Source organism: Photobacterium jeanii, assembly GCF_001650345.1.
GTDB classification, from domain to species: domain Bacteria; phylum Pseudomonadota; class Gammaproteobacteria; order Enterobacterales; family Vibrionaceae; genus Photobacterium; species Photobacterium jeanii.
Window position 1 is genome coordinate 159,452 of record NZ_LVHF01000028.1, and the last position, 13,625, is coordinate 173,076.

Consider the following 13,625-nt stretch of genomic DNA (forward strand, 5'->3'; position numbering starts at 1 on the left):
TGAATCTTAAGGATAAGCAGGAATATAAGGTGTGAAGATAAACGGTGCGCTTGGTAGCACTTCAAATGCTTCGTTGATACTCACTTGTCCTTTCTCTGTGAAAGTGAAGTTATCCATTAAAAAGGCAGTCTGCGCATGAGCGTTAAAGGTGAAGTCGTAACTTGTTGCAGGGTTTGCTACCGGAATGTTCACAGCTAAGCTTTCTTGGCTACCATCCTCAGCTTGAACTACTACACGAACTTCAGTGGACATACCTTTATTTAATACGCTTGAAGTGACTTGATACCAACGGCTATTAGGTACTGACATGCAGGCTTCTTGCGTACCAATATCTCCATAAATGCAAATACGTTTATCTGCTTCGTATTGATTATCGAAGCTAATTTGGAAATGATCTGGATGTGAGCTTTGCGGAGACTGTTTCATTACAAAGGTGAAACGGTCACTTAAATCAGTAGCAAAATTTACTTGGTAATCAAAGTCATTGGCAGAGCTAATACCAGTCAGCAGTGCAACATTAAGATCACCACCATACATCTTCAATACATTACCATCAGTGAATTGAGATTGGTGCTCTGACTCTGCTACCTTCCACGTGTTTTGATCACGTACCGTCCAGTTAAAGGTACGGTCAGCATCATCTGCTTGAGCATGGATGAGTGAAATACCATCACTATCTTGAGCTTGGCTACCGATAAACACTTGGTGATCCGTAGACCATTCCAATGGTTTGTTTTCAGTCGCTTGATTGTTGTCTTGGTCAAACAAGATATGCGCCATACGATTTAACCAAACCACCATACTGCCAATTGGTTGGTTATTTGTGGTATCGGTAATGGTCAGGTTTTCCTCAACACTTTGTGGGTTCATCCATTTATTGAACTCAAGAGTAGCTGAGTACTGATCTTGGTCGTGCACTTTCAGGTCAAGCACTTTTGGATAGCCGCCTGAGTTTTCAGGGCGTTGTGGACGCAATACTTCCATATCTGCAATAGTCAGTGCATCACCATGAACGGAAGTGGTCTCGTTAAAAGTTAAATACTCAGACTCGGGTTTACCTTGGCTTAGCGCTAGGGTATCAATTTCACCAGATACCATAGTCGAGCTAGCATTATCAAAACCGGTAAAGAATAGGGTATCGCTTGCCAGTTTCCATGACTCAATACTTAGGCGTTGAGTTGCCCAGTCTTGGTCAAAGAGTTTGATTGTTTCGCCGTCAACAATGCGCGTAATGCCGATAATATCGCGCTGTCCGTAGTTGAGGTTACTTTCTTCTTCAATGTAATAGACGTGACCTTTGGCAATTTGCATTTGTTGGTTTTGGTTGTAGTAGTGATCGCTCGGTAGCTTAATGGTGACTAACTTCTTGTTGTCAAAAGGCAGACGTCGCATTAAAGAGGCTTGTTCATACCAATCACCATCAGGATCGCTTACAGACTCATTGTATATGCCGTAAATGTTGCCATCATCACCCATGATAATGTTATTTAAGTAATTAGAACCCATTTGGTTGCTGTGACCAGCCAATGTGGATTTGTTTACTCCACCAATGAAGGTTGTGCTGGCTTGAGCGAAGTTGTATTGGTTATCGTAGCTATTTCGTGCGTAAACTACGGTATTGTGATCATCAACTGTGTACCAACCATCGTTCCAATTATCTTTTTCTAACTCAACGGTACTGATCTTGTCAGAAGTAAGATCTGGGATCATTTTTAGCTTTTCAGCGCGATAAACCAATGAGTTAGCTTTGGTGACTATGAAGCTGCTCACTGAATCTACGTCTGTGGTGAGTAATTTTTTATTACCTTGAGTATCAATACGAGTAAGTGGCGCACTAGGCGAGCTATAGTCGTATTCAATGTATCCATCTTTGATGGTGAATTTACGACTTAAAAAGTAAGCATTGCCAGCACCATCAAATTGCAGTGGCTTAAAGCGGCCATCATTTACTTCATTCCAATAGCCATATGGCATTTCAGCTAATAGACCTTCAGCTAAGCAGCTCCAATTGTTGTTTTTCACATTCACTTTGAAGATGGCGCAGTTGGTTGCACGAAGAATATGCTCGCTTTCCCATGCATTCATTGAGTCGATAACAACATAGAGGTAGTTACCGTCTTCACTCAATACGCTATAGCTAACTTTTGAATTGTAAGCAGATTCGATTGCTTCTCGGAGCTGGCCTTTATCATCTAGGGTGTAAAAGTTGCTTGAAATATCGGTACTAGAAGCTGATGAAAGGGATTTATTGACAAGAACTTGGTTACTAGTCGTGGATACTACGCTAGTCGCACCAGCAATATTGAACGAGAAGTTTTCAGGGGATGGGTTATCAGGGTATTTAGGATCGCCCACATTATCTTCAGAGCTATCGCCACCGCCACCACACGCACTTAAGGTCAGTGCTAAAAGCACAGAAAGAGAAACTTTATTGAACTGCATTACTGATACTCACGTCACTAAAAATTAACAGAATGATATACCATTAATAATGCGTATGGAATGCTGTATGTTTCGGCTAGCTATAAAAATTTGTAATAATTTTGCTATCTCTTATAACTTTATTGCGAGTAAAGGGTACAAAAAAAGCCGCATATGCGGCTTTCGAGAGAAGAGTATTGATTGTTACTCGTCTGGATAAATCTTTTCTTTGTACTCACAAAGGTCTTCGATGATGCAGCTGCCGCAGCGGGGTTTGCGGGCAATGCAGGTGTAGCGACCGTGGAGGATCAGCCAATGGTGAACATCCACTTTGAATTCTTTGGGTACGACTTTCAGTAGCTTTTCTTCTACCTGATCAACGTTCTTACCCATAGCGAATTTAGTACGGTTCGATACGCGGAATATGTGAGTATCAACCGCAATGGTTGGCCAACCAAACGCAGTGTTAAGTACGACATTAGCGGTTTTGCGGCCTACACCCGGTAACGCTTCTAAGGCTTCGCGGCTTTCAGGCACTTCACCATTGTGTTTTTCAACGATGATGCGACAAGTCTTGATGACGTTCTCAGCTTTTGAGTTAAAGAGACCGATTGTCTTGATGTACTCTTTAACGCCATCGACGCCTAAATCAAGCAAACCTTGGGGTGTGTTGGCGATTGGGTAGAGCTTATCGGTCGCTTTGTTAACGCTCACGTCGGTGGCTTGCGCCGATAGCAGTACCGCGATCAGTAGCTCAAAAGGTGTGCTCCAATTGAGTTCGGTTTCAGGGTGCGGATTTTCAGCGCGTAAGCGTTCTAATATTTGAACGCGTTTTTCATTATTCATGTTAGCTTCCAGGCTGATAAGGTCTCTGCAACGGTATTATTGAGTAGGGGGGATGGGTGGTTGAGTCACCCATCCGTTGCAGATCGTTATTAGTTCGCAGATGTTACTCGTGCTCGTTCAATTGTTGGTTTTGATTCTGTTTTCGCGGCTTTTTGTTCGCGTTTTTTATCGATAACATTTTTAAGTGCGATCATAAAGCCAACGCCAATGAAGGCGCCCGGTGGCAGCATAGCGAGTAGGAAACTGCTGTCGAAGCTAAACACTTCGATACGTAGCACCGCCGCCCAGTCACCCAATAGACGGTCTGCACCATCAAACAAAGTGCCGTTACCTAAAATTTCTCGCATCGCACCCAGTACAACTAACGCAGCAGTCATACCTAGTCCCATCCACAAACCATCGAGTAATGCAGGAATTGGATCGTTTTTCGAGGCGAACGATTCAGCACGACCTATGATGATACAGTTGGTTACGATCAGCGGAATGAAAATACCAAGTGATTGGTATAAACCATAGGTAAACGCATTCATCAGTAGCTGAACACAGGTTACCAATGAAGCGATGATCATCACGAATACTGGAATACGTACCTCAGACGGTACCCACTGGCGAACCAGAGATACCACAAGGTTAGAGCCAACCAATACCAAGGTGGTCGCAAGACCTAAGCCTAAAGCATTTGTGACTGTGGCAGAGACTGCCAACAGTGGACATAAACCAAGTAGTTGGACAATAGCAGGGTTATTTTTCCATAACCCGTTAGTCATCAGTTCTTTGTTTATTGAGCTCATGATTCACCCTGACAATTCAGTGGTTGGTTAAGTAACGCTTGCTGGTGGCGCGTGTAGTAAAGCGAAACATTCTTCACTGCTTTTACGACAGCGCGTGGGGTGATGGTTGCGCCTGTAAATTGGTCGAATTCACCACCGTCTTTACGCACTGCCCAGCGTGGGTCTTTTTCGCCTTCCAGTTTCTTACCGGTAAAGCTTTCAACCCAGTTAGTTACTCTCAGATCAATTTTATCACCTAGCCCCGGTGTTTCTTGGTGGCTAAGCACACGAACACCAGTAACAGTCCCTACGCTATCCAAACCAACAATCACTTTAATTGCACCGTTGTAGCCATCAGGGGCGATAGCTTCAATCGCTACACCGTTAGGCTTGCCATTGAGACTTGCAAGGTAAGCCGGCATTGGCACAGGTGTACCTAGGTATTGTTCGTTAGTGATCAAAGTGCAGCTTTTGTATAGCTCGTTATCGTGGCTCTGAGCTGGGATCACTTGGTTTAATACTTTCAGTAGTTCTTTTTGTTGCTGCTCTTGAATACGATCTGCTGTTAGCAGATTGGTTACAGCGACTAAGCCTGTTGAAAGTAGGGCGAAAATCGCGAGGATGCCGCCGCTTTTTTTCATTGCATTAATCATCAGGCTCTCCTAGGAATGACCGTAAGTACGCGGACGTGTGTAGTAGTCAATCAGAGGAACACACATGTTAGCGAGCAAGACGCCAAAAGCGACGCCATCAGGGAAGCCGCCCCAAGTGCGGATCAGGTAAACCAAAATACCAATAAGCGCACCAAAGATAATACGGCCTCGTGGTGTGGTTGCCGCTGATACCGGATCTGTCGCAATAAAGAAGGCACCCAGCATAGTGGCACCAGAGAACAGGTGGATCAGTGGTGATGCTGTACCGTCAGGGCTGATCAAAAAGCCTAAACTACTGATAATAAATAGCGCAGCAAGCATACCCACAGGGATATACCATTGGATGATGCGCATTTTCAGCATGATCAAACCACCGATTAGGAAACCAAGGTTTACCCATTCCCAACCGACACCAGCGATTGAGCCAAAGATGGGTTTCGCGAGCACTTCTGTAGTTGTGAGGCCAGTCGTTAGTGATGTTTTCAGCGTATCAAGTGGGGTTGCCATGGTTACGCCATCTACCGAGGCTCGAAGCTGGTAGGCGCTGAAACCATCTTGGGTGAAACCAGTAAAGATCGCCATGAGGCTATCAACAAATGACACAGGTTCTGCCGCTAAGGATTGAGGCGGTAACCAAGTGGTCATTTGAACTGGGAATGAGATCAGCAATACCACATAAGCAACCATTGCAGGGTTGAAGAGGTTCTGTCCCAAACCACCGTACAAGTGTTTGGCAATGACGATCGCAAAGATCACGCCGATCACCGTGATCCACCAAGGTGCTAACGGTGGAATGGCAATGCCAATTAGCACACCAGTTAGTAACGCACTGTTATCACGTACGTAAGGCATGATTGGGCGTTGACGGATCTTCATAATGCTTGCTTCAGTTGCTACGGCAATAATAGAAGCAAACGCGATATTGATTAAGGTTCCCCAACCAAAGAAGAAGCACTGTGCTGCAACACCAAGGCTGCAGCAAAGAATGACTGTACGCATAATGTCACGTGTACTGCGACGGTTATGAGCGTGTGGGGAACTGGCAATGTTAAACGCCACGGCTTAGTTTTCCTCGTTATTCTGTTGAGCGGTTTGTTCTTTTTCCGCTTGTTGCGCTGCCTGCTGTGCCGCTTTACGTGCTTTAGCACGCGCGATAGCTGCGGCAACTGCCGCTTTTTTCGGATCAATCTCTTCAGCAGGCTCTTTTACTGGAGCCGCTTTGGTTTCAACGGCAGCTTCAGGTTCTGATTCCGCTTGCTGCGCTGCCTGTTGTGCCGCTTTACGTGCTTTAGCACGCGCGACGGCAGCGGCAACTGCCGCTTTTTTCGGATCAACTGCTTCATCAGACTCTGTTACTGGAGCCGCTTCGGTTTCAACGGCTGCTTCAGGTTCTGGTTCCGCTTGCTGCGCTGCCTGTTGTGCCGCTTTACGAGCTTTAGCTCGTGCGACAGCTGCGGCAACAGCCGCTTTCTTCGGATCAATCTCTTCAGCAGGCTCTTTAACTGGAGACGCTTCGGTTTCAACGGCTGCTTCAGGTTCTGATTCCGCTTGTTGCGCTGCCTGCTGTGCCGCTTTACGTGCTTTAGCCCGCGCGACAGCAGCGGCAACCGCTGCTTTTTTCGGATCAACGGCTTCATCAGGCTCTGTTACTGGAGCCGCTTTAGTTTCAACGGCTGCTTCAGGTTCTGATTCCGCTTGCTGCGCTGCCTGTTGTGCCGCTTTACGAGCTTTAGCACGCGCGACGGCAGCGGCAACTGCCGCTTTCTTCGGATCTGCTTCTTTTGCTGGTTCAGCTGTTTGAGCTTCCGATGTTGATTCAGCAGGTTGCTCAGCTTGTTGAGCCGCTTTGCGTGCTTTAGCACGAGCGATGGCTGCGGCAACTGCCGCTTTTTTCGGATCAGCCTCTTTTGCTGGCTCAGTTGTTTGATCTTCAGGTGCTGATTCAGCAGGCTGCTCAGCTTGTTGCGCCGCTTTGCGTGCTTTAGCGCGAGCGATGGCAGCAGCGACTGCATCTTTCTTCGTATCACCTGTTGAGGCTGGCGTTTCAGCTGAACTTGTTTGTTCAGCGGCGAGTGCAGCTTTACGCTCACGTGCTTGGCGCTTACGTTCTTCACGAAGTTTGGCCATTTCACTGTTATCTGGCGTATCGCTACCAGCTTGCTGCGCCGCTGCTTGTTTCGCTTTTGCTCGCGCAATTGCAGCCGCAACGGCTGGTTTTTTCTCATCAGACGCTTTTGGTGCTGCCGCTTGTGCCTGCTTCGCTTTCACGCGGGCAATGGCTGCGGCTACTGCATCATCACCACCTGCATTGGTCATTTCTTTGCGGCGATCATCAGCGGCTTTCTTGAAGCGATTCTCTCGCTCTGCTTTATCGCGTTCTAAACGTGCTTGTTTCGCTTCAAAACGCAGACGAGCACGCTCGGCATTCGCTTCATCTTGCTTACGAGCTCGAATTTCAGACTTCGCCTGACGATAGTACTGCACCAGTGGAATTTCACTTGGGCATACATAAGCACACGAGCCACACTCAATACAGTCGAATAAGTTGTATTCTTCACACTTGTCGTAGTCTTGGTCTTTGGCATACCACTGCAATTGTTGTGGTAGCAGAGATACCGGACAAGCCTCGGCACAGGCAGAGCAGCGGATACACGCCATCTCATGGTTGTGCGGAGTAATTTCTTTGCGGGTTGGCGCTAGAATACAGTTGGCTGTTTTGGTGATTGGCACACTGCTATGTGGCAAGGTGAAGCCCATCATTGGACCGCCCATGATCACACGCGGGCTTTTCTTCTCAGCTTTATAACCAAATCGTTCAAGCAAGAAATCAACTGGTGTACCTAAAAGTGCCCAAGTATTACCTGGTTGCTTAAAGGTTTTACCTGTTAGCGTCACAACACGTTCGATTAGTGGTTCGCCATCAATAACGGCACGTTTAATCGCGTGGGTGGTCCCCACGTTTTGCATCATGACACCAATATCAGCCGGAATGCCTTTGGTTGGCACTTCACGCCCAGTCAGGATTTTGATCAGCTGCTTCTCACCACCCGATGGGTACTTGGTCGGAATCGCGCGGATCATGATTTTGTCGCTATCTTGAATACAACGGTGCAGGGCTTCAATGGCCTCTGGTTTGTTGTCTTCAATCCCAATCACCGCCATTTTCGGTGACAGGATGTGTTGCAAAATACGAATGCCTTCAATAACTTCAGATGCGTAGTCTTGCATTAAGCGATCATCGGCTGTGATGTAAGGCTCACATTCAGCGGCGTTGATGATCAGCAGTTCGGTTTTACCCAAACCACTTTGTAATTTACGACCCGTTGGGAAACCTGCACCACCCATACCAGAAATGCCTTGGCGGCGAATATGGTTGATAAGATCAGTGGTGTCAGTGTCTTGGTAGTTTGGAAAAGCGGTACGCTCAATCCAAGTGTCGTTGCCATCAGGTTGGATAACAATACACATATCGCTCAACCCCGATGGGTGAGCAATGGTGCGTGATTCAATGGCGGTGACAGTACCGGATGTTGGGGCGTGAATAGGCACACTCATCGCCACATCGGCATGTGTTAGTGGCTGACCTTTTAACACTTGGTCGCCAACATTGACGATAACGTCACCAATAGCACCAATGTGTTGTTTTAGCGGCAATACCAGTTCTGCTGGCAGTGCCGCAGGGGTAATTTTGCTGTGGTTAGATAGAGTTTTGTGCTCAGGCGGATGCACACCACCTGGGAAGTCCCACAGCTGACCTTGTTTTAATTGTTCGATAATAGACAGCATGGTTACTCTACCTTGTCGCTTGATGTTTCAGGGGCGCTTGATTTAGCTGAAGCTTTTGATTCTGTAGGCAGGTTCACCACAGGGATCTGATTTAGATTCCATTTCCAGCTTTCAGGTGTCATCTCGACAGGGACCATTTCAATACAATCAGTCGGACAAGGCGATACACACAGATCACAGCCAGTACATTCGTCTTTAATCACCGTGTGTAGGGCTTTAGTACCACCGACAATGGCATCAACCGGACAAGCTTGAATACACTTGGTACAGCCAATACACATATCTTCGTGAATGAATGCGACTTTCTTAACTGATTTTTCTTCATCGTGTGCAGAGTCGGGCACATCCACGCCCATCAAATCTGCCAGTTTTTCGATGGTCGCCTGACCGCCCGGAGGACATTTATTGATGTCATCACCATTTGCGATGGCTTCAGCGTAAGGGCGACAACCTGGATAGCCACACTGACCACATTGTGTTTGCGGTAAAATCGCGTCAACTTGCTCAACGATAGGATCGGCTTCCACTTTAAAGCGGATTGAAGCAAAACCCAGAATCAGGCCGAAAATAGCGGCTAGGACTGCAATCGCAATCACTGCAATTAAAATTCCGCTCATATTAGAGTTTCACCAATCCAGTAAAGCCCATGAAGGCAAGAGACATTAAGCCAGCGGTGATCATTGCAATTGATGCGCCTTTGAATGGCTCTGGGACATCAGCCGCTGCAATACGCTCACGCATTGAAGCAAACAATACCAATACCAGTGAGAAGCCGACCGCGGCACCAAAACCATAAATAACAGATTCAGTGAAATTGTGGCGTTCATTGATGTTGAGTAGGGCAACACCTAATACCGCACAGTTGGTGGTGATCAATGGTAGGAAGATACCCAGTAAGCGATACAGTGTCGGACTGGTTTTGTGGACAACCATTTCAGTAAATTGCACCACTACAGCGATCACTAAGATAAAGCTCAAAGTACGCAGATATTGAATGCCAAGGGGAACTAGGATGTAGGTTTCCACCAAGTAGGCACACACAGACGCGAGCGTTAGCACGAAGGTTGTTGCTAAGCCCATACCAATTGCAGTTTCCAGTTTCTTAGACACGCCCATAAACGGACATAAGCCTAAAAACTTCACCAGCACAAAGTTGTTCACTAATACAGTGCCGACGAGTAGTAGCAGGTATTCAGTCATACCGTCTTATATTATTTTTTGAAAGAGATCTGCATATTATCGACCTTTACGCAAGCGATAACAACACTTCTGCAGCAGGGGTATTCAAGATTGATGATTCTTTCATCAGTTATATCTGGTTTGAAATTATTACGATCAGAGGATGTTACCTATTTGGAGCGGCAGTTTACTGTGTTGTAAGTATCTCTCGGTTGTGGGTAACGAAAGGAGGATGCGTTGCATAATTTGAATGGTGCAAATTTGCGACTGGTGCGAGTAACGGGGGAGTAATAGGTAAGATGTTGCACAGTTGTTTGTGTTCATAGATGAGTTTTGTGATTTCACTGTTTGCTTTATTTTGCATAGCGCATGCCTTTTAGTGATATGTATAGCAATAAGCAATTCACTGTAGTGCTTGATGTTGTTTATGTGCTCCAATTCAAAACTTTTCGGATGTTGGTTAGGCAGTATTTGCCGGTAATTATTCGGAGAGCTTTGATTTTATGGAATATCTATTCACCCTGGCGGTAGTGGGCATGGTTGCCTTCTCGATGCTGAAAAAATTTAACCCTCAAGCAACGCTGATCACAGCGGGCTTGCTACTTTTAGCTTTTGCTCAGCTTGCTGACATCTCACCAATTTTGGCTGATGGTAAAACGCAAGGCGCTATGTTCTTTGATTTATGGCAGCGCTTTACTGAAATTACCAACAGTCGTTTGGGTAAAGTGGGTTTAACACTGGTCTCTATTGCAGGTGTTTCTACCTACCTTAACCACATTGGTGCATCTCAAGCATTGGTGAAATCAACCTCACGTCCTGTTATGGCGGTGAAAAGCCCATACGTGCTATTGGCGTTGGTGTTGATTTTCGTGTCTATCATGTACGTGTTCATCACAGGTGCGACGTCGTTATCATTACTCTTGATGGGTACGCTTTACCCTGTATTGCGTAATGCTGGGGTGAGTGCCAAAACGGCGGTAGCAACAATTGTTATTCCAACGGCATGGGAATACGGTCCGGGTCAGATCAATGCGGTGATCGGGGCGAATGCGATTAACGTGGAAATCATGGATTTCGTGGTTAACCACCAAACAATTTTCCAAGTGTTACTGTTGGTATCAATTCCAATGGTGAATATCGCATGGCAACGTTACTGCGATAAGAAAGAGGGTTACGACCCTGCGCAAGACCGTGGTAAGTACCTGCAAACACTAGAAGCGCAACACGACGAAAACGACCAAGTTCCAGGTTTCTACGCATTGCTGCCAGTGCTTCCGTTCGTGTTCCTATTTGGTTTCTCAAGCATGGTGATGGAATCGATTACCATGACCATCCCAATTGCGATGATGTCGACTATCTCGATCTGTATCGTGATTGAAGCTGTTCGTTTCCGCTCTATTCAGCGTGCATTTGACAACTTTGAAGCTTGGTTACGTGGTACTGGGATGATTTTCGCCAGCGTACTGACTTTGATGATTGCGGCTGAGTTCTTCTCTGCGGGTTTGAAAAACATTGGGGCTATCACTGCGCTTATCGACACCGCGAAGTCTTTTGATTTAGGTCCTGGCGGTATCGTGGTGGTGTTCTCTGGCTTTATTTTGCTAACGGCGTTTATTACCGGTTCTGGTAACGCGCCAGTTATGGCATTCATTCCTATCGTGCCGCAAATTGCGACCAACTTCGGTGTGAACCCACTGCTTCCATTGGTTCCAATTTTGTTTGCTGCAGGTATTGGGCGTACCATGTCTCCAGTTGCTGGGGTGATCATTACCGTGGCAGGTATGGCAAAAATCACACCTATCGATGTTATTAAACGAACCTCTGTGCCAATGATCAGCAGTATGCTGGTGGTATTGGTGCTGGCGGTGATCAAGTACTCATAAGGACGAAAAATGGACATTTTAATGCTAAGTAACGGCAAAATTGCCGGTAACGAACATGTGATGGGCTTTGCAGGCGAAGCGATTGTTGAGCAAGTGAAGCGTACAGGCGCTAAAAATTGGGTACTGATCCCGTATGCTGTGATTCGTTCTAGCCACGATGACCGTGTGGCAATGGTACAACAAACGTTTGATGCGCTAGGTTTAGACTGTATTGTTACTGGTCTGCATCAAGCCGAAGATCCTGTTGCGGCAATTAAAGCGGCTGACGGTATTTTGGTGAGCGGTGGTAACACTTGGGTGTTGAACAAAACATTGCATGATTTAGGTTTGGTTGGCCCAATCCGTAAAGCGGTATTGGATCAAGGTGTCCCTTATATTGGTTGGAGTGCTGGTACTAACATTACGTGCCCAACAATTCGTACTACCAACGACATGCCAATTATTACTGGTGCGGTACTACCGTCGCTGAATCTTGTGCCATTCCAAATTAACCCACATTACTTAGAAGCGAAAGTGGAAGGTCACAATGGTGAAACGCGTGACGAGCGCATTCAAGAGTTCCTGGAAGTGAACAAGCACGAGCCTGTGATTGGTATTCCTGAAGGGACTTGGCTGCACCTACACGATGGTGAGCTTAGTTACCACTGTGCTAACGGTAAAGATCTAAAACTGTTTAGCTACGGTAAAGAGCCAGAGTACTTTGCACAAGGGCAAGACATTCAGTTCTTAATGGCGCATAGCTGCTAAGGCTCGCGACATACTTTGATAAAAACGGTAACTTCGGTTGCCGTTTTTTTATGACTGTTGTTTGTCTTCATCATCCAAGTCTTTTGGTGCTGTTTGACTAAATCGCGACTGGTTAGAGTGTCAATTAATGCATCTGGTTTAGTATCGTGTCGGGATGGCGTAAAACCTACAATATGCTTTCTATAGAGCCAGACAGGATAGGGTGTCACCTAATCCGTAATATGGCTTTTCTGTTACCTGCTTTTGTTAAATTCATTGTTGAACAGCCGATTTGAGTGTCATTGTGCTTTTTATCGCACTAATTATTAGTAAGTTGGTTGTTTATTTGATGCTTATAGCATTTTTAATAGTAACCATGCTAAATCATGAATTAATGTGCTGATTTTGCGATCTATTCCTATTGCAATCTGATGGCTGTGATGACGATCACCTACCATAATATTAATAAAATTCATTGGTTTAGTGAGTAAAGCTAATGATAAAAACACAAGCTTTGAATAAATAGATTCATCTGCCTGATATCTTATTCAGAGCAACATATAATGAGTGAAACTTAACAAATTGGTGGCTATTTTTGCTGCTTTTCTTATGTTTTTGGTCGTTGATTGATCACCTGTGGCACGTCACTGGGTGATTCTTGGCGTTTTATACCAAATAAATTTATAAACTCAGTAGTTAATCCAGTATTTGGTTTTAACTTTAGTGCCATATTCCACTTAAAAGCTGTTCTAATGCGCAAATAAACTGCATTGTTTTATTTGTCTGGTTTATATTTCCAAATTCATCTTTTTATCTAGTGTTTTTCTCTATACAGTGGCGATTTTAGGAGGGCGTGTGTCAGTTAAAAATTCATTCAACGTGCGAAATGCAGCCGCCGACACGTTTGCGATGGTTATTTTCAGTTTTATTACTGGCATGCTAATTGAAGTGTTTATTTCGGGGATGACGTTAGAACAATCGCTGGCGTCACGTACTTTATCAATCCCAATTAACATTGCGATTGCTTGGCCTTATGGTGTGTTCCGTGATGCGATGTTGCGTGCGGGGCGTCGTATGTCTGAAAGTGGTTGGATGAAGAGCATTGCCGATATGTGTGCGTATGTGCTTTTCCAATCACCTGTGTACGCAGGTATCTTGTTTGTCGTGGGTGCTGATACCGACCAAATCATTACGGCAGTAGCAAGTAATGCCGTTGTGTCTGGTGCACTAGGTGTGGTTTACGGTCACTTCTTAGATGCATGCCGTCGCATGTTCAAAGTGCCGGGATACTATCAAGCACATTAATCCTGCTTCAAACTTAGTTCAGGCTAATCTCTGTTCTAATGTGGTAAAACATGAAT

General features: G+C 45.6%; 11 protein-coding genes. 3 read left to right on the forward strand and 8 right to left on the reverse strand.

The window, feature by feature from the left end; all coding sequences use genetic code 11:
* Window positions 1-6: 6 nt before the first annotated feature.
* The 8 genes from A3K86_RS13755 to rsxA form a co-directional block, all read right to left on the reverse strand.
* Complete coding sequence (locus A3K86_RS13755) at window positions 7-2,442, reverse strand: hypothetical protein (protein ID WP_068332031.1); 2,436 nt, start codon at window positions 2,440-2,442, stop codon at window positions 7-9.
* A gap of 183 nt (window positions 2,443-2,625) precedes the next feature.
* A complete protein-coding gene (gene nth / locus A3K86_RS13760; RefSeq protein WP_068332033.1) occupies window positions 2,626-3,267 on the reverse strand; it encodes an endonuclease III in 642 nt (213 codons plus the stop codon).
* Window positions 3,268-3,356: 89 nt separating this feature from the next.
* A complete protein-coding gene (locus A3K86_RS13765) occupies window positions 3,357-4,058 on the reverse strand; it encodes an electron transport complex subunit E (protein ID WP_068332036.1) in 702 nt (233 codons plus the stop codon).
* On the reverse strand, window positions 4,055-4,690 hold the full coding sequence (gene rsxG, locus A3K86_RS13770; protein ID WP_068332039.1) for an electron transport complex subunit RsxG: 636 nt from the start codon (window positions 4,688-4,690) through the stop codon (window positions 4,055-4,057). The genes A3K86_RS13765 and rsxG overlap by 4 nt, the downstream gene beginning before the upstream one ends.
* A 9-nt stretch (window positions 4,691-4,699) precedes the next feature.
* Window positions 4,700-5,749: an electron transport complex subunit RsxD gene (gene rsxD, locus A3K86_RS13775; RefSeq protein ID WP_068332041.1), complete on the reverse strand. Its 1,050-nt coding sequence runs from the start codon at window positions 5,747-5,749 to the stop codon at window positions 4,700-4,702.
* 3 nt (window positions 5,750-5,752) lie between these two features.
* Window positions 5,753-8,476 carry an electron transport complex subunit RsxC gene (gene rsxC, locus A3K86_RS13780; protein ID WP_068332044.1) on the reverse strand — a complete coding sequence of 908 codons (2,724 nt, stop codon included), beginning with the start codon at window positions 8,474-8,476 and terminating at the stop codon, window positions 5,753-5,755.
* 2 nt (window positions 8,477-8,478) lie between these two features.
* Window positions 8,479-9,093, reverse strand: a complete 615-nt coding sequence (gene rsxB / locus A3K86_RS13785) for an electron transport complex subunit RsxB (protein WP_068332047.1) — start codon at window positions 9,091-9,093, stop codon at window positions 8,479-8,481.
* Between the two features lies 1 nt (window position 9,094).
* Complete coding sequence (rsxA, locus tag A3K86_RS13790) at window positions 9,095-9,676, reverse strand: electron transport complex subunit RsxA (RefSeq protein ID WP_068332050.1); 582 nt, start codon at window positions 9,674-9,676, stop codon at window positions 9,095-9,097.
* Window positions 9,677-10,158: 482 nt separating this feature from the next.
* Between rsxA and dcuC the strand changes: the two genes are divergently transcribed.
* The 3 genes from dcuC (at window position 10,159) to A3K86_RS13805 (ending at window position 13,569) form a co-directional block, all read left to right on the forward strand.
* Complete coding sequence (dcuC, locus tag A3K86_RS13795) at window positions 10,159-11,538, forward strand: C4-dicarboxylate transporter DcuC (RefSeq protein WP_068332053.1); 1,380 nt, start codon at window positions 10,159-10,161, stop codon at window positions 11,536-11,538.
* Window positions 11,539-11,547: 9 nt separating this feature from the next.
* Window positions 11,548-12,285 carry a dipeptidase PepE gene (pepE, locus tag A3K86_RS13800; protein WP_068332056.1) on the forward strand — a complete coding sequence of 246 codons (738 nt, stop codon included), beginning with the start codon at window positions 11,548-11,550 and terminating at the stop codon, window positions 12,283-12,285.
* A gap of 834 nt (window positions 12,286-13,119) precedes the next feature.
* Window positions 13,120-13,569 (forward strand): L-alanine exporter AlaE, encoded by a 450-nt coding sequence (locus tag A3K86_RS13805; protein WP_084406614.1) that lies wholly within the window; start codon window positions 13,120-13,122, stop codon window positions 13,567-13,569.
* The last annotated feature ends 56 nt before the right edge of the window (window positions 13,570-13,625 follow it).

Bases quoted from the DNA above. Each gene is read 5' to 3' on its own strand.
- nth (WP_068332033.1), bottom strand. From the start codon at position 3,267: ATGAATAATGAAAAACGCGTTCAAATATTAGAACGCTTACGCGCTGAA.
- A3K86_RS13755 (WP_068332031.1), bottom strand. From the start codon at position 2,442: ATGCAGTTCAATAAAGTTTCTCTTTCTGTGCTTTTAGCACTGACCTTA.
- A3K86_RS13765 (WP_068332036.1), bottom strand. From the start codon at position 4,058: ATGAGCTCAATAAACAAAGAACTGATGACTAACGGGTTATGGAAAAAT.
- rsxA (WP_068332050.1), bottom strand. From the start codon at position 9,676: ATGACTGAATACCTGCTACTACTCGTCGGCACTGTATTAGTGAACAAC.
- pepE (WP_068332056.1), top strand. From the start codon at position 11,548: ATGGACATTTTAATGCTAAGTAACGGCAAAATTGCCGGTAACGAACAT.
- dcuC (WP_068332053.1), top strand. From the start codon at position 10,159: ATGGAATATCTATTCACCCTGGCGGTAGTGGGCATGGTTGCCTTCTCG.
- rsxB (WP_068332047.1), bottom strand. From the start codon at position 9,093: ATGAGCGGAATTTTAATTGCAGTGATTGCGATTGCAGTCCTAGCCGCT.
- rsxC (WP_068332044.1), bottom strand. From the start codon at position 8,476: ATGCTGTCTATTATCGAACAATTAAAACAAGGTCAGCTGTGGGACTTC.
- rsxG (WP_068332039.1), bottom strand. From the start codon at position 4,690: ATGATTAATGCAATGAAAAAAAGCGGCGGCATCCTCGCGATTTTCGCC.